Origin of the sequence: Synechocystis sp. PCC 7339 (genome assembly GCF_019924095.1) — a bacterium.
Classification (GTDB): domain Bacteria; phylum Cyanobacteriota; class Cyanobacteriia; order Cyanobacteriales; family Microcystaceae; genus Synechocystis.
On sequence record NZ_CP063659.1, the window covers coordinates 572,165 to 590,129 of the forward strand.

Sequence of the window (17,965 nt, forward strand, 5' to 3'; positions counted from 1 at the left end):
ATGGCAGAAGGTACCATGGGGCGAATCTAGGGGCGGTGAGCCACAGATATTCCTAGAGAAAGTCAGCCCAACGACTGAAGAAGTAACCCCAGATGAAAGTGGCAGCCCCAACGGCTAAGAGGGTATTGGTGAAAAAGCGGCCCAATTCAGGACTGTTGCCCAACTGCTTATCTTCCTGCCCGGCGGTGAAAAATAAAGACCAGGCTTGGTTGCTATTGATGGGAGCAAATTGGTTGAAGTCTCTGCGGAAGACAACGGGGGCAAATAAATCTTTGTTTTGATAAATATCGGTGTCGGCGTTCATAGTTTTACCTCTTACTTGTTCATTTTCCAGGGGGTGAAGGATGCTCCTTCGGCGATCGATGGGGCTAAGCCCTGATTCAGTAAATTGCTTGGCTATCTACTCGGTTAATTAGAGAGAGAGTAACCAACCCACAATGCCGTGGCCAGTGATTACTTCCATTGCGAGGAGGGAAACAAAGCCGATCATGGCAAAGCGACCATTCATTTTTTCGGCATATTCAGTCCAACCGGCTTGAACGCTGCTGTCAACGTATACAGGGGGTTCAATGGCGAAGTTGTTGAGACGGTTGTCTTGGTCGAGGCGAAATCCGCGGCTAGTCATAAATTGGTCTCCTTTGATTTAGGTGTTTAAGGTTTTTGTTTTGTAACCTTATGTAAATAAATGTAACGTATTGTTAAGATTTTTGTCAAGTCCGTTGACCAAATGAACTTTTTGTGAGTTGGCGAATTGCTTGCCTGGGCTGGGTTTGGGCGCTTTGCCTAAATTCTGAGAGGGTCAATATTTTTCGTTACATTTGCGTAATATCGCAGGTGTCGAGTGTGCTCAGGCAATGGCGCCAGGGCTCAAGGACTGCGCCTTTGTTGTCCTGGGCTTTTTCTCTGACTGTCTTCCTTTCCCCAGCATTTTTGCTATAAACTGACCAGAAGTGCGTCCCATTTCGTGTGCCAGGAGTCCGTCATAGTAATGCAGGCGACCCAACCGCTGCAAACCGTTTCCCAAGCTGTCCCAAAGAAATTTTTACAGGCGGACGGCGGCTTCAATCCCAACGTAGCCATGTTTGGGATAGCCATACTCTTAATGCTTGCTAACATTTTTGGCTACTGGCAATGGGGACTGCCCCACTGGCTTTGCTTTTGTTGTTCAGTGCTGGCGTTACACCTGTCGGGCACAGTAATCCATGATGCGTCCCACAATGCAGCCCACCGGAACACCATTGTTAATGCGGTGCTCGGCCATGGTAGTGCTCTAATGTTGGGCTTTGCTTTTCCTGTCTTTACCCGGGTCCATCTCCAACACCATGCCAACGTCAATGACCCGGAGAACGACCCAGACCATTTTGTTTCTACCGGTGGCCCCCTGTTTTTGATTGCGGCCCGGTTTTTCTACCATGAGATCTTTTTCTTTAAGCGGCAACTATGGCGTAAGTATGAGTTGCTGGAGTGGTTTTTAAGTCGGCTGGTGTTGTTCACTATTGTTTTTCTCGGCATTCATTACGGTTTTATCGGCTTTGTAATGAACTATTGGTTTGTACCGGCTTTGATTGTCGGCATTGCCCTGGGACTATTTTTTGATTACTTGCCCCACCGGCCTTTTCAGGAACGGAACCGCTGGAAGAATGCCCGGGTTTATCCTAGTCTCATTTTGAATTGGCTTATTTTCGGGCAAAATTACCACCTCATCCACCACCTGTGGCCTTCTATTCCTTGGTACCACTACCAAAATACCTATCACATCACCAAGCCAATTTTGGATGAGAAGGGCTGTGCCCAGTCCCTGGGGTTGTTGGAAGGGAAAAATTTCTGGAGCTTCCTCTATGACGTTTTCCTTGGTATTCGCTTCCACGGTCACCATGGTTCCCAGTCCTCCGACAAACTTAGCTAGGCTGTTTGGCTTCCAATGCTAAAATTTGCGGCGAAAATCGGGTAATTAATTGCCAGCCCAGATAAATCACTAGCCCCAGCATGTAGGAGACAAGGGAAAACCAGAGTAGGTTGTTGCTCTGTTGCCAAATGGCTAGTCCAAGGCAGGGCAGATAGATCAGGAAGAAGGCAAACAGTACTCCGTTCCTCAGGGGTTGGGAAGCTTTAAGCCCGATGAAATAGCCTTCCAGCATAAAGGCGAGGGCGGTGCTCTCCAACAGGGGAATCAGCCAGATGGTGTATTGACGGACGCTGTCGTTGATTTCGGCGTGGTTGGTTAACAGTCCAAATAGGGTTTCAGGGAAGGCGATCGCCACGGCGGCAAATCCCAGGGCCATAACTAAGGTGGTGCTAATGGCGGTGAGTAAAACCGGCAATAATAATTGATAGTCTCCTTTACTCTTGAAATTACCAGTGAGGGTTTGGCTGGTCATACCCACCCCCTGGATGGTGAATTGGCTGAGCAGGGCAATTTGCAACAGCAGACCATTTTGGGCCAAAACTTCCGTGCCAAAGCTGGAACTGATATTGGTAAACAAAGAATAGGTGGTGATCAAGACCACAAAGCGGATCAAAATATTTCCTTTCAGGGCGATGGTAGACCGTAATGCTTCCCAGTCCGATAATTTGGCGATCGCCGCTTTAAACTCTCCCTTAGCTTTCCCCTTCTTGGCTAAGGCGACAATGCAGATCAAACCCAATGCCAGAGCTAAATACTGACTACTAGCAGTGGCCCAACCCGCTCCCGCACTGGCCCAGCCCCAACGGTTGATCATGAGATAGTCCAAGCCAACGTTGGAAAAATTGGCGACCAGGGAAATGAGCAAAACTAAGCCGTTGCGTTCCTGACCTAAGAGCCAGCCTAGGATCACAAAATTGAGCAATACCGCCGGAGCCCCCCAAATGCGGCCGTAGAAATAATCCATGCCCGATTGTTCTACCCCCGGAGCCCCCGTTAACAGGGCAAAACCGAATTTTTGCAAGGGATATTGCAGGGCTAAAATCCCTAGTCCCAACAATAGGGCCACTAAGGCACTCCTTAGTCCCGCCACCCATACTTCCCCTTGGTCTTCTTCCCCCACGGCTTGGGCTGTGAGGGCAGTGGTACTGGTGCGTAAAAATTTTAAGACCCGGTAGAGATAATCAAACAAAATTGAGCCTAGGATCACCCCCGCTAAATAATCAATGTCTTCCAGATGGCCCAAAAAAGCCGTGTCCACTAACCCAGCTAAGGGCACCATCATATTGGAAAGGACGGCAATGGTGGCTAGGCGAAAAAAACGGGGCAAAAATTGATACTGGCTAGGCAGGGCAAGATTCATAGAGACTTCTAAACTGGTCAGCGGCCAAGCAAAAATGCGGTCAAAATTCACAGGGCAGGTTAGACTGCTCTTCTCACATTTTGCAACAGGCAAACCGTAACAACCTTTACCAGTGGCATAGATAGGACGAGGATCTTCTGCCCTATGGTCCGGTGTTTATCCCTCTTTGACCAATAGGGCCACGCTGTAGGCGGCAATGCCTTCCTCCCTTCCTGTGGGGCCCAAACGCTCATTGGTAGTGGCTTTAATGCCAATCAAGTCTGGATCAATGACCAAAACTTTAGCTAAATTTTCCTTCATGGCCTGGATGTGGGGTTTAAGTTTGGGTTGTTCTGCCACAATCACGTTATCCAGATTATTAATGCGCCAACCCCGTTCAATGATGAGTTGATTAACCTGGGCCAAAAGTTTGAGGCTGTCGGCCCCCTGCCACTGGGCATCGCTGGGGGGAAGTAGTGGCCAATGTCCCCCAAACTCAACGCTCCTAGGAGGGCATCCATTAAGGCATGGGTCAACACGTCGGCATCGCTGTGGCCATCTAGCCCCAAATGGTGAGCAATGGTAACCCCCCCAAAATCAAGGGGCGATCGCCTACGAGGCGGTGGATATCGTAGCCGTTGCCGATGCGGAGAGCAGTCATAAAAATTAGTAAGTTTAAATAAATTGAGATTGAGAAAGTGGAAAATGATCGGGCTACCTAGAATTACTAAATAACGCCCAAAATTCCCATTTGATCGGGTAAATCATTACCAAAGCTTGGGCTGAAAATCAGCTGGAGTCTCGGCCAATTCAAACACCCCGTCGTGAATGCGGGCCACATATAAACCCTCCCGTAATGCCTGTTGCTTTAAGTCACCTGACCAATCTACCGCCACTAGAATGCCATATAATTTTTTATCTTTATGCTCAGGAAAGAAGATACGAAACTTCTGGAGCAAATTTTTCAATTGGGTAATGGATTCTTCCCTAGGATGGCTTTTTACTTCCACCACGTAAGCAGTATTAATGTCACTGTTGGCATAGGCTAGAACGTCAATTTCTAGGTGTTGCCCTCCTTTGCTAGCTCTGACACTGGGACTAATGACCTCCATGCCAAAACGCTCTTGCAGAATGCGCTCCATGGAAGGCAGAGCTAAACCTTCGGTAAAACTACCAAATTTTTTTCCTAATCCCCCAATTTGTTTACCTAGTTCTTTGATTTGACGATCAGTCTCCTTCATGCGGCGATCGGTTTCTTTTTGGGACTCAATTAACTGCCCCAGTAAGGTCCAAACTTCATCGGCAGTGGTAGCCACTATTTTCCTCCTTGATGTTCAGTAACAGTCAACCAATTAAAATGCTGCAAACATTGGCATTTAGTAAACTACAGCAAATTCCGAACCAGACTGATACACATTAAGCAGTCTTAACCACTTTCATTCTGTAAGAGTTTTGCCGTGTCACTCAAATACCCGAACCGCTGTAAGTTAACTAAAAGCTAGGATTTGTTCATCTAAGTCAAAATCTCCTTTTTCTTCCCCCTTACTGGACGGCAGATAATCCAGTTGAAAGCTATTTTTTAGGCCTTCTACTAAATCATAATTGGGATGCCAATCTAAATGGTGTTGGGCTTTTTGAATATCAGCAAAAAAGTGTTGTTGGCGCAACGGGAAGGCTTTGCGTTTACCAAAGTCAAAATCCTTGGGGTCATAGTGGACTAATTTAACTCCCTGGGGGTCAAGGCCCGCCGCACTGGCACAGGCTTGGGCCAAACCATTCATGGTGACGTATCGATCGCCGGAGATGTTATAAATTTGTCCGATCGCCGCTGGGGTAACGATAGTTTTGGCCATGGCGATCGCCAAATCTTCCACATGGCCTAGTTGGGTGATGTATTGACCATTGCCGGGGATGGGAATGGCTCGACCCCGCACTAAACGGTCAAAAAACCAGGATTCGAGGGCATTGTAGTTGTGGGGGCCATAAATATAGGTGGGGCGGATAGCGGTCCAGGGAATGCCGCTCTGGGCCAGATAACGTTCCGTTTCAAATTTTCCCTTATGACGACTTTGGGGATCCACCGCATCGGTCTCCCGGTGAGGCATTTGGGAAGAGGCTTGATACACACCGGCGGAACTCATGTAAACAAATTGTTTGACCCGACCATTGTATAAATCCACCAGGGGCTGGGTGTCGCTCAACTCCCGGCCGTTGTTGTCAAAAATTACGTCAAATTCTTCTTTTTCTAGTTTTTCTCGCAACTGCTCCGGGACCCGGCGATCGCCATGGATTTGGGCCAGGCCATTGACGGGATCAGGGCGATTTCCCCGATTAAACAGCACCACTTCATGACCTTGGGCCACCAGCACCCGGCAGAGATGGATACCGATGAAACGGGTTCCCCCCATAATTAAAATGCGCATGGTTTACTGTCTCCCTCCAAATGGCAACTGTCCTATTATCCCCTAGGCTGTGCCTCCCCGAAATTGTGGCGTTTTGTTTAGGCAGGCCGGTAAGTTTCTGGCATAGTCAACCCCAATTTGTCGGCCATGGCTTGGCCCTGGGCACTAATTACCACCGGTAGGCGATCGCCATCAAACAGTAGACTGCCCACTTTTAACCGATGTTGACTGACCTTATAAACATATTCCTCCGAACAGCGATCGATGGTGCCCGCCATAGCTTGGTAGATTTTGCTAACCCAAGGATAATTTTGCTCCGTTTGCCACTGTCGTAATAGCTTTAACCCGGCCTCAGTGGTGGGTGCCTGGCCAAGTTCCTGCACTAGAGGATAGGGTAAACTCCCTTGTACGGCCTGGGCGGTGAGAATTTCCAAACGGCCATCGGCTAAATGGTGATGGGTGTGGAAAATGCCCCCGGCTAGTTTGATCAATTTGCCGTGGTAACCCAAGAGCAAGATTTCCTGCACCCCTACCGCCGCCGCCGACACCAAAAGGGAGCCTAACCAATTGGCTGTTTTTACCATTTGGTCTAAGGGTACTCCCCACTGCCGGGCCAAATCTAAACCGTTTTCCCCCAAGCAAAATACTAAACATTGATGTTGCTGGGCCAAACTAGTCAAATGCCGCTGAAACTCCGCCAATTGATCCGGAGCACTAAGGGGTTGGGCAATGCCGCTGGTGCCTAACAAAGATAAACCTTCCACCACCCCAAAAGCTGCATTGGATGTGCGGGTAGCTAAGGTTCGGCCAAGGGGCAAAATTAAGGTAACTGCGAGATTCTGATCTTCATTAATACGGGGTTGCAAATGGTGATGTAACAGCCGTTGGGCATAGCTGTAAATGGCCGCTTGCCCTTCCCTGTCAAGCTGTTTGCCAATGCCTTCTCCCCCTTGAATAATCAATTTTCCTTCCCCTGGGGTAAACTCCACTTCCGCCCAAACAGGGGTATGGCGAGTTAAATCCAAGTTATTCCCTGGTTCACTGCGGCTGATGGCCAAAGCTCTGTGCTGGCCCAGTAAGGCTCCCTGTTCAATGGTGATTTCCGCTGTTATGGCCGGTTCCAACAGTTCCAACGCCACCACATCTGGACAGTTACCAGTGAGCAAGGTTTCCACAGCGGCGATCGCCGAGGCACAGGCAAATACGGGCAGAGTATAACCAGATTGGGCGGCAATAGACTGGGGCAAATTTTCTCACTGCTAATTAACTACAAGAAAAATAGGGCGATCGCCATGGAGCAATAGACTTAGTTAGGGTGAGCCGCAAACTCAATTTGTTGCCCATTGTTGGTCATATCTAAAAATTGTTCTAGATTTTGGCAACGACCTTCTTCCATGTAACGACGAAAAACTTTATTCAAAGCTAAATTTTCACTAAATTCTTGGTGGGCCGCCTGACGAATTGTGTTGGTTAAAGTCAAATCACCTTCGTCTAGCAAGGACAAAATAGTTAGATAAGCCTTTTCCGCCGTCTCAAAGGCATTGGCAGATTGGGTAATGGAATTGTCCCGTTTGTAGTAACGATAGAGAGGGTCGGGATGAATCGCTACTTTTTCTGTGCGACTCAATAGCTCTAAATTAAAAAGTACATCCGCCGCAAAGGGCACTTTCGTCCAACCATCTCCCAACAATTGCCGTTGAAAAACTGGAAAAAACGGAATGCGGGGACTAAGAATATCCGCCGCCGTGGCAAAGCTCAGTGCTTGCCGTTGGGGAAAGGGTTGCTTATACAACACCAATTCACTGTTATAAACCCCAGTGTTATCGATCGCCACGCCATATTTTTCCGCTAGGGGGACTAACTTTTCCAGGCGATCGGGGGCAAAGGCATCGTCCGCATCTAAGTTGGCCAGAATGTCCCCATCACAGATACTCACCGCCGTATTTCTGGCGATCGCCTCCCCACTGCCAATGCCCCCGGTAAAAATTTGCTTCAGTCTGGGGTCATTGATGCCCTGTTCCGCCAACAGTTGCAGGTAATCTACTTGGTCATCCACACCGATCGCCACCTGCCAATGGTCATAGGTCTGGGCCAACACACTGCGGAGAGTAAAAGCAATGGTGTTTTCAGCCCGATAGGCGGGGATAATGATGCTTACAAGGGGCTGATTAACCATGGTGAAAAAAGAATAAATACCCCAATTTAAGGCTGTTTGCAAAGAATACAAAGGTGTTAGTGGTCAGTAAAGTAAGACCACATTCGCCTCATATTACCGGAATCAGTATTGAATTTTATATCCAAATCATTAACCCCGGTGACACACCATCCCCTAGACTCCTGAAAATCGCCGACGTTTAGCCAAACAATTGTCGCAGGTGCCACAGGGTTTTCTGGCTTCTAAAGAGTCGGCTCCAAAAGTGGCCAAAATGGTTTGCCAACGACAGCGGGGAGTCGTCAGGTATTGGGTCATTAGGCGGTACTGATTTTTCAATTCCTCTAGGGTATTAGTTTGATTATTGTCAGTGGCAATGCGGTAGTTAAACGGATCTAACCACTCTAAATGACCCCGACGATGGAGCCACGCCAGAGCCATTTCCAAATCAGGAAAATGGGATTTCAATTCCCTTAAGTTACCCTGGGGCGGAATTTGTTTACTCAAGACCTCGGCTCGTTGTAGATATTTGCTGGCTTGACTCAAAAAATATTGGCGCAATTGGCGATCGCCAGAATCCAACCAACCAGTGGGTTCACTAATTAAAGTCAGACATTCTGACGGTTGCAAATCCCGTCCGGCCCGCCCTACTTCCTGGAGATAATCCATCAACATCAAGGGGGCTTGGTAGTGCAATACCCAACGGGTATCAGGTTTGTCGATGCCGAGACCAAAGGCGTTTGTACAAACCACCGAAGAGATTTTGCCCGTTAACCATTTTTGCTCCAACTGTCGCCGTTGGTGAGCCCCCAATCCGCCGTGGTAAGCTTCGCTGTCAAAGCCCCGTTCCTGTAACCATTGGGCTAAGTTAATGGCCATGGTGCGGGTGCGGACATAGACTAAACCAGTTTCTTGCAAATGCTTGAGCAAAAAACGCCGCAGTTGTTGCCGTCGACAATATTCACTCAGCACCGTTTTGACTTTCAGTTGCAGTTGGGGACGATGGGGGCTGACCTGAAAACATTCCGGCGATCGTAGATTTAATCCCGCTATGATCAAATCCTGTTGTTGGCGATCGGCTGTGGCAGTGAAGGCGGCCAGGGGAATCTGGCCCTTGTCTCGGCCTAATCCCCGACGCAGGGCTCCTAAACGACGGTAGGCAGGACGAAAACTATCTCCCCACTGCACTAAACAATGGGCTTCGTCGAGCATTAAACCTTGCAACTTAATCTGAGGTTGGCGGAGCAAATTCCAGACTGGCTCGCTCAGTAATGTTTCTGGGGAAAGGTAGAGAAGTTTTAATTGTTGTTGGCCTAACTGATGCAATACTTGTTTTTTCTCTGGACGACTCAGTTGGCTATGGAGACAGGCGGCGGGCAGATTTTGCCTTCGTAAACTTTGCACCTGGTCTTCCATTAGGGCCACCAAAGGCGAAATCACCAAAGTTAACCCCTTCCCCAGCAATGCCGGCAGTTGAAAACAAATGGACTTTCCGCCTCCGGTGGGCAGTACCACCAGACAATCCCGCCTGGCCAATAAACAATCAATTACTTCCCCTTGCGGATAACGAAAGTGGTCATAGCCCCAAATTCGACGGAGGGCATCTTCCAACGATTGGCGATCGGCCATGGCAGACAATGGGATTGATGATTTACTGGGAGATTGGAAAGTTGGTCAAATTTTACCTAACTCTGCCCAATCTTATTGTCCTCAGTAAACCCGAAGAATTAAGCTAAAGCTTCTTCTCCCCGACGGTACAATTCCCGAGCGTAATCCGTCCAGGTGCCTTGGCCCCAATAGCGGAAGCAACTGGTTTCCACTAACAATAAGTACAGTAGGGCATTTTGATAATCTTGCTGTTGGGTAACGCTGGGACCTTCCGCCACTAAGCGGTCAAATTTTTGGTGGAACTTGGCACTAAGCTGATTCATTGGTTCGAGCACATTTTCATAGCCCTGCACCCAACTGAGATCATTAGTCCAGGAGGCCCCATCCATGGTGAATTGATGGTCGGTGGCCTTCAAATCGGCGATCGCCGCTTCCACCAGTTCATGGCTGGGGGATTCGGGGTTAACCCGTTGCCAAATTTTGTGTTGCTGAATGGCTTGGATGGCGGGGAATTCGGACTCCTGCACCCCGGCCGCTTCCAACAGTTCCAAATATTCCGTACCATTAATGGCCACTGTGCCGGACTTGCCCCCGTTTTCTGCCATTTTGCGGGTGGCTTGTTCGTAGGCAGGGGGAAATTCGTTCATCATTACACCGCCATTTTCTCCGTCTGCGATCTGGGTCACACAAGCAGGAATTTGATGGCTACCCACGGGTTGTTTGCCTCGGCCTAAAGCCTCGTAATAGGGCTGCATTTGGGCCACCAATTTGGTGTCAGACCCCTGGGTTTTAATTAGGGCCACAATGCTGACCTCGTCTCCTTTGGAATTACGGGCCACCAAGCGATTAGGAATATATTTTTGATCACCGGAAAGCCCACTGCCATCGAGGTTTTCCACGGAATGTTCCTGCACCATTAACCAACGGTAACCACATTCTTTCAGGGCTTTAACGTATTCAAACAAGGTGTCGGGATGGTTGGGTAAATGCATTTCCGGTGGGGAAAAACCCTTTACCCTTTGTAGAGCTTCGACACCAAAAATGTCAGCAAAATGCTGTTGCCAAGCCAATATGTGTAATTTCAAATCTGGGATGGGGGTGGAAGGGACCACCGCATGGCTCCACATGGTGCCTAGCCATTCCACGTAGGGCTGATATTGGGCATCACAGGCCAACCGTTTGAGGTCATCCAAAATATCGTGGCGCCCCATTTGCTGAAACGCCCAGAGCAGGTTGCCAGAGTAGTCCAACATGATGCGGGGATTGGCACCTTCCGCCACGAGCCGGGGAATAATTTCACCTAAGCGACGGTAGCACCAGGCAAAGGGATCGGCGTTATGGTTATCCCCTTCCCCAGGATGTTCAAACATGTACTGCAGGTTAGAAATCAACGCTCCGTCTTGCCCGGCTGGGATGGTGGGTTGGTGCATATGCAAAGCACAGGCACAGGCAGACTGCAAATCTTCTAGGCGTAAATTTGTTTGGTGCAAAAACACTGGCTTATTGTCATTCACCACCGCTAAGATTTCTGCCTCTTGGCCAGCAATGGGGGGCAGGTCTAATTTTGTCCGTTCGGCGATCGATACCATCCGCAGTTTCTCCTAGGGTGAGTAGATTAATGATTGTTAAGATTCAAGGTTTTTGATTGACTCAAATCTATGGCAATCCAAGGTTAATGCTAGCATTGGGGCGGTTTCAGCATTAATTACAATTGCCTTTACTAAGTCAACAAACGTTGAACTTCATCACCGCTAAATGTTATGCCTGAGCAAGAATACTTAATCAAAACCATGGATCGATCCGAGGTGGCCTTAGCGGTAGATTGGGCGGCCGCAGAAGGCTGGAATCCCGGTCACCAGGATGCCGACTGTTTTTATCAAGGCGATCGCCGGGGATTTTTACTAGGTTTATTGGCGGGGGAACCCATTGCGACCATTTCGGCGGTTAAATACAACGAGGAATTTGGTTTTTTAGGCTTTTACATCGTCAAACCGGAGTATCGAGGTCAGGGCTACGGTTGGCAAATTTGGCAAAGGGCTTTAGCTCATTTAAACGGTTGTAATATTGGCCTGGACGGAGTGCTGGCCCAGCAGGCAAATTATCAAAAATCCGGCTTTAATCTGGCTTACCGTAATATTCGTTACCAGGGCCTGGCTGGCGGCCAATCTCCCCCATCCTCCCATCTAGTGTCTTTGAATGCCATTGCCTGGGAAGATGTGTTGGCCTATGACCGTCAATGTTTTCCTGCTCCCAGGGAAGAATTTCTAAGAATGTGGTGTCATCAGCCGGGGCACCAGGCGATCGCCTATCAAGAAAATGGGATTTTGTGGGGTTATGGCGTTCTACGCCCCTGCCAGGTGGGGTACAAAATTGGCCCCCTGTTTGCTGATACTCCAGAGGTGGCCGAAGCGCTCTTTTTAGCTCTAAAAGCAATTCCTGCAGCGGAAAATACCATTTACCTCGATGTGCCGGAACCCAACCAAGCGTCGAGCGCCTTAGCGGAGAAATATGGTTTGCAGATAGTTTTTGAAACTGCTCGAATGTACACCGGGCAAGCTCCCCCCATCGCCCTAGACAAAATTTACGGAGTCACATCCTTCGAGTTAGGCTAACTTCTAATTCCGGGTAATCCGGGTAAACTGAGCGCAGTAAAACCCAAATTTTCGTAAAGGATTGTGACAAAATCCCCAAAAACTGCAAAAATTCGTGGGGAAAAGTGATCCTACTTCCACACTTTGTGCATAGAATAAGGCAGTGAAACAGCCGGTATGCGGGGATTTCAGGGATTTTTAATGCCAAATTTCTGTGTAGATCCGGGCTGTGGATCCTCCCGATGACCCTGTTATGGGGAGAAAATGCCTAAAAAATGAGTCTATTCCAACAAACTCACTCTCAAGGAGATTTTTTCAGATGAATAAAGGCGAATTAGTCCATGCGGTCACGGACAAAGCGAAAGAACAACTGGGGGAAAGCATCACGAAAAAGGAGGTAGATGCGGTAATTTCAGCCGCCATTGATTGCATCATGGAGGTGGTGGCCGAAGGGGAAAAAGTGACCCTAGTGGGCTTTGGTTCCTTTGAAGCCAGGGAACGCAAGGAAAGGGAGGGCCGCAACCCCAAAACCGGGGATAAAATGCTCATTCCAGCCACTAAGGTGCCGGCTTTCTCTGCAGGCAAAATGTTCAAAGATAAAGTTGCTCCTGATAAAAAATAATTGCCACTGACCTTTGTTTGAGCGACCCCACCACGGTGGTAATTTGGGTTGGGCAGCGGAGATGGCAGGCTGTCCAGCTTTTTCTTTATTAGATTTTTCCGCCAGTATTAATCCTTTGGGCCCTCCCGCCGCCGTCCTGGCCGCCATCGAGTCAACGTTGCCGGCCCTGCACCACTATCCCAATCCCGAATATCTTCGTCTCCGTCAGGCGATCGCCGCTTACCACCATTTACCAGTGGATTGGGTTTTACCGGGCAACGGTTCGGCGGAATTATTAACTTTAGCGGGGCGCACCTTTGCTAACTTGGACTGCACCTATGTGGTGGGGCCAGCCTTTGGGGACTACGGCCGTAGTTGGCGGGGGGCCGGAGCCAAGCTACAAACTATACCCTGGGAAGTGGACCAACCCTGGCCTTGGCAAAAATTGCAATCACCGTCTGAAACCACTAATGCCATTGCCACCCAGCCCTCAAAACGAGGCTTAATTCTCAATAATCCCCATAATCCTTCCGGCACTCTACTAGCTCGGGAAGAAATTCTCACTCTCCTGCCCCACTATCAATGGGTGTTATTGGACGAGGCTTTTATGGATTTTCTGCCCCCAGAGCAAGAGCAAAGTTTAGTACCCCACCTGGAGGCACATCCTAATTTAATTATTCTCCGCTCTCTGACAAAGTTTTACCGTTTGCCCGGATTGCGCCTGGGTTATGCCCTGGCCCATCCAGATCTTTTGACCCAATGGCAAGCTTGGCGAGATCCCTGGCCAGTTAATGTTTTGGCCGAAGCGGCGGCGATCACCTGTTTGGAAGCGGCGGAATTCCGTCAACAGGTGTGGCAATGGTTACCCCCTGTCCGTGCCGCATTGCAGAAAGATTTAGCTAGTTTGCCAGAATTGTTCCCCGTAGCAAGTCAAGCCAATTTTCTGCTTGTAAAAACCGCTATTCCCGCTCCGGAACTTCAGCTAGAACTATTAATTAAATTCCAAATTTTAATTCGAGATTGCCTTAGTTTTCCGGAATTGGGCCAGGATTTTTTTCGGGTCGCAGTGCGGACTATGGCGGATAACCAAAAATTAACCCAAGCCCTAGCTAGCATTATGGCCACAGCCAAATCTTGATTGGTTATGGTCATAGTTTTATTAGTTTAAATTCTTCCTATTCTTTTGTTTTATTGGAACAAAAAAAAGTAGATTTACTTCTCCAATCTAGCCAGCAAATTACCCTATACTACTAACTTCATATTAATACTCTCCTTTTGCTGCCATGGAGTCCAATTTTTTAACAAACATTTTTTTACCCCTAGCCCTTTTTTTAATTATGTTTGGCATGGGGCTTGGTCTTAACATTAATGACTTCAATCGCATTTGGCTAGAACCCAAAGCAGTTGTAATTGGTTTAATTGCCCAATTACTAATGCTGCCCATGGTGGGATTCGGGTTAGCATCTTTATTTTCTTTGTCCCCAGAGTTAGCAGTGGGTGTGATGATTTTAGCCGCTTGTCCCGGTGGATCCACTTCCAATATCATTACCTATTTGCTCAAAGGCAATGTTGCTCTTTCCATTACCCTAACCGCCATCAGTAGTTTAATTACCATCATCACTATTCCCCTAGTGATTAACCTGGCTGCTAACTATTTTATGGGGGAACAATTTGCCCTCCAACTTCCTTTTTTCCAAACCGTTTTACAAATTGCCGCAATTACCATTATTCCCGTTAGCTTAGGCATGGCTTGTCACCACTTTTTACCCAAGTTGACCATGGTATTGGAGAAAAATGTCAAATGGCTTTCCCTCTTTTTTCTTGGGATTATTATCGTCGCTATTTTGGTCAAAGAAAGAGCAAATTTGGCAGACTTTTTCCTCCAGGTGGGGGGAGTAACCATAACGCTCAATCTCCTCACCATGATCCTGGGCTATGGCATTGCCCTCTTAGCGGGACTGGGCCTTGCGGAAAGAAAGTCCATCACCGTTGAAGTGGGTATCCAAAATGGTACTTTGGCGATCGCCATTGCCACAACCCTTTTAAATGCTCCGATTATGGCCATTCCTGCGGCAATTTATTCCGTGGTCATGTTCCTGAATAGTGCTATTTTTGCTGGTTTGCTGAAAGCGAAAATATTTAGTGGGCTTAAATCTGCATAAAGATTTTATCAGTGACAAATGAACGATCAAAGTTTTTTTATAAGAAAGTCCATTTTAGCTGTGCATGGTAAGCATCTAATCTACTCATCAATCAGCTTGCTGATACCAGGCAAACCATTGGCAACAATCAAATAATTAGACCAGATACCTTTTCCTACAATCCCTCTAATTCCCTGACATAGGGGTTTTGTTGCTGATGGTAGGCTGTACTCCTATGCCTCACAGTAAATTCCGTAAACAGACAGTGCCCTGGTTAAATTGTAATGGGTGACTGGAAATAGATTGTCGGATCTTCCATCGTAAAGACAATTCCTTGCTTAGAAAGGGAGTTGGCAATTTCCACGCTTGCCAGAGTTAATAAGCGTTTACGCACTTCAATTACATCATCTTGAGAACCAAGAATGGTCAAACTAACCCGCAATCTTTTACCTGTGCCATCCGAATAGGAAATATTGGTGCTATTTGCATCAATTCCTGACAAAATCGAGGTTTTTTCGATGATTGCTTGTCGTACTAGAGCGAATTTTCGTTCCTCCAGAACTACCGGAAAATTCATATAAAGTAAAACCATAATTTTCTTGGCAAGGGTCACATTTTCAATTTCTACACTTACTAAAATGGAGTTGGGCATAACAATAATTGTACCGGTACCGAGAGAGCGAATTTTAGTTGATCGCAAACCAATGCTTTCTACCTTTCCTAGTTCTCCACCTGATAAACGGACGTAGTCCCCATTAACGAAGGGACGATCCAGATAAAGAACTAAGGTTGCAATCAATTGTTCGAGAATCTTTTGTGCTGCAAAGGCAACGGCTAAACCAACTAATCCTAAACTTGCTACTAAACCAATTAAGTCAAAGTTGAGACTTCTAGCAAAAGCCACCAAGGCGACAATAAAAGCAAAAACATTAATGATAGTTTCAAAAACAAGAATTGCGTCATCACTTCCGGGACTAAATCTTCCCCCTATCTTAAAACCATAAGTGCGTAAATATCGACTAATAAGTTTTGTAGATATCCAATATATACTGCCAATTAAAAGTAGGTTAGAAATTGGCTTAAGGAGATTATAGGCAATTGGAGCGAAGGATTCTAATAAAATTAAAGACCAACTAACAGCAAGATTAAGAACTACAAATTTGAATAGGCGATCGCTTGGATAAATAATATCATTATAGATTTTTTCAACGGATTGAGGTGCTATTTTTTCTAAAGCTAATTTCACTAAATCTGTGGCATAACGGCTAAATATAAAAGAGCCAATTAAAGCACTGAAAAATATTAGCCACTGGGGTTGAAAAAATGGAGAAATAATATGGTAACGCCAACTTCGTAAAAGGGGGAACCATTCAGAACTAATACTTAGAATGGCAATCCAGCCTAAAGTGAAGCCAATCTTGCTGACAATGCCAGTTTTTAGCTTAAATTTTCGAGTTATAATACCCAGCAAAATTTGCAAGCCAATTAATGCGGCGATCGCCATCAGAATCCAAACACTCCGCTGCCAAAGATATTGATGAGTTCGCTCTTGCTTTGCTTTATTAATGGCCGTCTCTAAAATTTTCTGCCATTCAATAGCTTGTTCTAGCGGCGAAAAATTGGGTAAGACATCATTGGCCGTTACCGTGAGCAGATATTGATCATTTAGGGAAATATAAGTAACTCCAGTGTTGCGATCATTATTGACATCAAAATTAATGTTTTGAGAATTAGCAATAGCTTCGCTGATCATTTTATTTGCAAAGTCAGCTCTATCCTTGGCAGTAAAACGATCTACTGCTTGCAAATCAAAGAGAGGGAGTCCATCTACGATGATGGGCTCACTACTGGAAGCAAAGCCATTGCCAAAATTTGGGGCCGGACTGGGGGAGGGATTTTGGGCAAAACTCAGGGGAGCGAAGAAAAATAACCAACTGATAAAGAATAAGATGATTGGTTGAGTTAATTGCTTAGTTACTGGCTTAGTAATTCTAATTAAATAAAGATTGAGCCATATAACTATAGCTTTAAAAACTTGTAAATAACCTCTATTTAAAATTTTGTTTAAGCATCTAAATAGAGATTGGAGAATCCACATAAATTGTTGGCTCATTAAGAGTAAAAGGAATATTTTGTTGTGTTAGTTGCTTGGTGATTTGCTGCCTAGAAAGATCTAGCAATTGTTTTCGCAAATCCATCGATAACTCATTAGACCCTAAAATAAAAAAGGAAATTTGGGCATAATTATCTGCAAACGCAACCTCAGTACTACGCCAGTCTAAGCCAAAAATATTCACTGTGCTGTCCATAACTATTTGGCGAATTAATGCTTGCTCATCAACTGATACTTTGTCTGGAAAGGTAATCGTCATTACTGACATGATTTTCCTTGCACCAGAAAAATTTTCAATGGTAGCTTGAGTAAGGGAATTATTGGGAATGACTGTGAGTGTGCCTTTGCCAGAAATGCGGATTTTAGTTGACCTCAAACCAATACCCTCAACCCTTCCAAATGTGCCTTGTTTGCCCTGCTGTCCATCGGATAAACCGATATAGTCACCAACCATAAATGGACGATCTAGAGTTAAAACAATTCCCCCTAAAAATTGTTCTAATGTCTTTTGAGCAGCAAAAGCAATGGCGATACCCCCAATACCTAAACTAGCAATAATGCCAGCGACATTAATATTATGACTGATGCAAAAAAAGATAATTAGGGTGACGGCGATCGCAAAATCCCCCAAATAGCGGAGTAGAAAAATTGATTCCCCTCTCACTTTGGGATTAGAGGCAAAAGTTATTCCTAAAATTTTGGTGTCAAAAAAATCTCTAAATAGTTTTGATAAAAACCAACCACTAAGTACTGTGATGCCTATACTGAAACAAAATTCAATTAAACTCAGCCATTCTGTGTTCGGAATTAGCAACAGCGTTATTTCCATAGCAAACAGCGTGATTAAAATCAAAAGAATAGATTTAGACGCAATTACTATTCGCAGATAGGTTTCCGTTAAGGATTGCGGAATGAGCCAACTGAAAAAGAATTTTAGTGTGGGAATAATGATTATTCCTCCGAAGAAACTAACACCTCCTGCAATCATAATTAAGCTAATTTGCAATAGCCGATCGCCATTACTTAAAGCCAATTCTGATGCTTGGTTAATCTTATTAATTGCGTCTATCATGGCGAATCGTTATCGGGAGGTTGTGATTTTGGGCACTGTC

16 protein-coding genes and 1 pseudogene are annotated in these 17,965 nt (G+C 46.3%); 5 read left to right on the plus strand and 12 right to left on the minus strand.

Annotated features, from left to right (window positions below; genetic code table 11):
- Positions 1-52 precede the first annotated feature (52 nt).
- Together IQE94_RS02640 and IQE94_RS02645 are read right to left on the minus strand one after the other, a co-directional pair.
- On the minus strand, positions 53-304 hold the full coding sequence (locus IQE94_RS02640) for a hypothetical protein (protein WP_223342659.1): 252 nt from the start codon (positions 302-304) through the stop codon (positions 53-55).
- Between the two features lie 108 nt (positions 305-412).
- Positions 413-625 (minus strand): chlorophyll a/b-binding protein, encoded by a 213-nt coding sequence (locus IQE94_RS02645; protein WP_010872099.1) that lies wholly within the window; start codon positions 623-625, stop codon positions 413-415.
- 339 nt (positions 626-964) lie between these two features.
- On the opposite strand from IQE94_RS02645, the gene crtR reads away from it, so the two are divergent.
- The gene (crtR, locus tag IQE94_RS02650; protein ID WP_212715956.1) at positions 965-1,906 is read left to right on the plus strand and encodes a beta-carotene hydroxylase; all 942 of its coding nucleotides are present in this window, start codon (positions 965-967) and stop codon (positions 1,904-1,906) included.
- Here the strand turns inward: crtR and gntT are convergent.
- From gntT to IQE94_RS02690, 8 genes and pseudogenes are all read right to left on the minus strand, one after another.
- Positions 1,899-3,266 carry a guanitoxin biosynthesis MATE family efflux transporter GntT gene (gene gntT / locus IQE94_RS02655; protein WP_223342661.1) on the minus strand — a complete coding sequence of 456 codons (1,368 nt, stop codon included), beginning with the start codon at positions 3,264-3,266 and terminating at the stop codon, positions 1,899-1,901. The genes crtR and gntT overlap by 8 nt on opposite strands.
- A gap of 156 nt (positions 3,267-3,422) precedes the next feature.
- Positions 3,423-3,814: pseudogene (gene ispF / locus IQE94_RS02660) on the minus strand (2-C-methyl-D-erythritol 2,4-cyclodiphosphate synthase).
- 198 nt (positions 3,815-4,012) lie between these two features.
- A complete protein-coding gene (locus tag IQE94_RS02665; RefSeq protein ID WP_212715962.1) occupies positions 4,013-4,561 on the minus strand; it encodes a DUF3782 domain-containing protein in 549 nt (182 codons plus the stop codon).
- A 171-nt stretch (positions 4,562-4,732) separates the two neighbouring features.
- Positions 4,733-5,668: an NAD-dependent epimerase/dehydratase family protein gene (locus IQE94_RS02670; protein ID WP_212715964.1), complete on the minus strand. Its 936-nt coding sequence runs from the start codon at positions 5,666-5,668 to the stop codon at positions 4,733-4,735.
- A 77-nt stretch (positions 5,669-5,745) separates the two neighbouring features.
- Complete coding sequence (cbiD, locus tag IQE94_RS02675; protein WP_223342662.1) at positions 5,746-6,894, minus strand: cobalt-precorrin-5B (C(1))-methyltransferase CbiD; 1,149 nt, start codon at positions 6,892-6,894, stop codon at positions 5,746-5,748.
- Positions 6,895-6,953: 59 nt separating this feature from the next.
- The gene (locus IQE94_RS02680; RefSeq protein WP_212715967.1) at positions 6,954-7,823 is read right to left on the minus strand and encodes a glycosyltransferase family 2 protein; all 870 of its coding nucleotides are present in this window, start codon (positions 7,821-7,823) and stop codon (positions 6,954-6,956) included.
- Between the two features lie 153 nt (positions 7,824-7,976).
- Positions 7,977-9,428 carry an ATP-dependent DNA helicase RecQ gene (locus IQE94_RS02685; protein ID WP_212715969.1) on the minus strand — a complete coding sequence of 484 codons (1,452 nt, stop codon included), beginning with the start codon at positions 9,426-9,428 and terminating at the stop codon, positions 7,977-7,979.
- Positions 9,429-9,526: 98 nt separating this feature from the next.
- Positions 9,527-10,996: a glycosyl hydrolase family 57 gene (locus tag IQE94_RS02690; RefSeq protein ID WP_223342663.1), complete on the minus strand. Its 1,470-nt coding sequence runs from the start codon at positions 10,994-10,996 to the stop codon at positions 9,527-9,529.
- 201 nt (positions 10,997-11,197) lie between these two features.
- Between IQE94_RS02690 and IQE94_RS02695 the strand changes: the two genes are divergently transcribed.
- The 4 genes from IQE94_RS02695 to IQE94_RS02710 all read left to right on the plus strand — a co-directional run bounded on the left by IQE94_RS02695 (position 11,198) and on the right by IQE94_RS02710 (position 14,761).
- Positions 11,198-12,019, plus strand: coding sequence for a GNAT family N-acetyltransferase (locus IQE94_RS02695; RefSeq protein ID WP_223342664.1), 822 nt, complete (start codon positions 11,198-11,200; stop codon positions 12,017-12,019).
- 298 nt (positions 12,020-12,317) lie between these two features.
- A complete protein-coding gene (locus tag IQE94_RS02700; RefSeq protein ID WP_194014781.1) occupies positions 12,318-12,620 on the plus strand; it encodes an HU family DNA-binding protein in 303 nt (100 codons plus the stop codon).
- 13 nt (positions 12,621-12,633) lie between these two features.
- Complete coding sequence (gene cobD / locus IQE94_RS02705; protein WP_212715975.1) at positions 12,634-13,737, plus strand: threonine-phosphate decarboxylase CobD; 1,104 nt, start codon at positions 12,634-12,636, stop codon at positions 13,735-13,737.
- 145 nt (positions 13,738-13,882) lie between these two features.
- Positions 13,883-14,761, plus strand: a complete 879-nt coding sequence (locus tag IQE94_RS02710; RefSeq protein ID WP_212715976.1) for a bile acid:sodium symporter family protein — start codon at positions 13,883-13,885, stop codon at positions 14,759-14,761.
- Between the two features lie 253 nt (positions 14,762-15,014).
- On the opposite strand, the gene IQE94_RS02715 is transcribed toward IQE94_RS02710, so the two are convergent.
- The gene (locus IQE94_RS02715) at positions 15,015-16,853 is read right to left on the minus strand and encodes a mechanosensitive ion channel family protein (RefSeq protein ID WP_212715978.1); all 1,839 of its coding nucleotides are present in this window, start codon (positions 16,851-16,853) and stop codon (positions 15,015-15,017) included.
- Positions 16,813-17,925 (minus strand): mechanosensitive ion channel family protein, encoded by a 1,113-nt coding sequence (locus IQE94_RS02720; RefSeq protein WP_223342665.1) that lies wholly within the window; start codon positions 17,923-17,925, stop codon positions 16,813-16,815. The genes IQE94_RS02715 and IQE94_RS02720 overlap by 41 nt, the downstream gene beginning before the upstream one ends.
- Positions 17,926-17,965: the final 40 nt, after the last annotated feature.

Bases quoted from the DNA above. Each gene is read 5' to 3' on its own strand.
- IQE94_RS02640 (WP_223342659.1), bottom strand. From the start codon at position 304: ATGAACGCCGACACCGATATTTATCAAAACAAAGATTTATTTGCCCCC.
- IQE94_RS02645 (WP_010872099.1), bottom strand. From the start codon at position 625: ATGACTAGCCGCGGATTTCGCCTCGACCAAGACAACCGTCTCAACAAC.
- gntT (WP_223342661.1), bottom strand. From the start codon at position 3,266: ATGAATCTTGCCCTGCCTAGCCAGTATCAATTTTTGCCCCGTTTTTTT.
- IQE94_RS02670 (WP_212715964.1), bottom strand. From the start codon at position 5,668: ATGCGCATTTTAATTATGGGGGGAACCCGTTTCATCGGTATCCATCTC.
- IQE94_RS02680 (WP_212715967.1), bottom strand. From the start codon at position 7,823: ATGGTTAATCAGCCCCTTGTAAGCATCATTATCCCCGCCTATCGGGCT.
- IQE94_RS02685 (WP_212715969.1), bottom strand. From the start codon at position 9,428: ATGGCCGATCGCCAATCGTTGGAAGATGCCCTCCGTCGAATTTGGGGC.
- IQE94_RS02690 (WP_223342663.1), bottom strand. From the start codon at position 10,996: ATGGTATCGATCGCCGAACGGACAAAATTAGACCTGCCCCCCATTGCT.
- IQE94_RS02695 (WP_223342664.1), top strand. From the start codon at position 11,198: ATGGATCGATCCGAGGTGGCCTTAGCGGTAGATTGGGCGGCCGCAGAA.
- IQE94_RS02700 (WP_194014781.1), top strand. From the start codon at position 12,318: ATGAATAAAGGCGAATTAGTCCATGCGGTCACGGACAAAGCGAAAGAA.
- IQE94_RS02710 (WP_212715976.1), top strand. From the start codon at position 13,883: ATGGAGTCCAATTTTTTAACAAACATTTTTTTACCCCTAGCCCTTTTT.
- IQE94_RS02715 (WP_212715978.1), bottom strand. From the start codon at position 16,853: ATGAGCCAACAATTTATGTGGATTCTCCAATCTCTATTTAGATGCTTA.
- IQE94_RS02720 (WP_223342665.1), bottom strand. From the start codon at position 17,925: ATGATAGACGCAATTAATAAGATTAACCAAGCATCAGAATTGGCTTTA.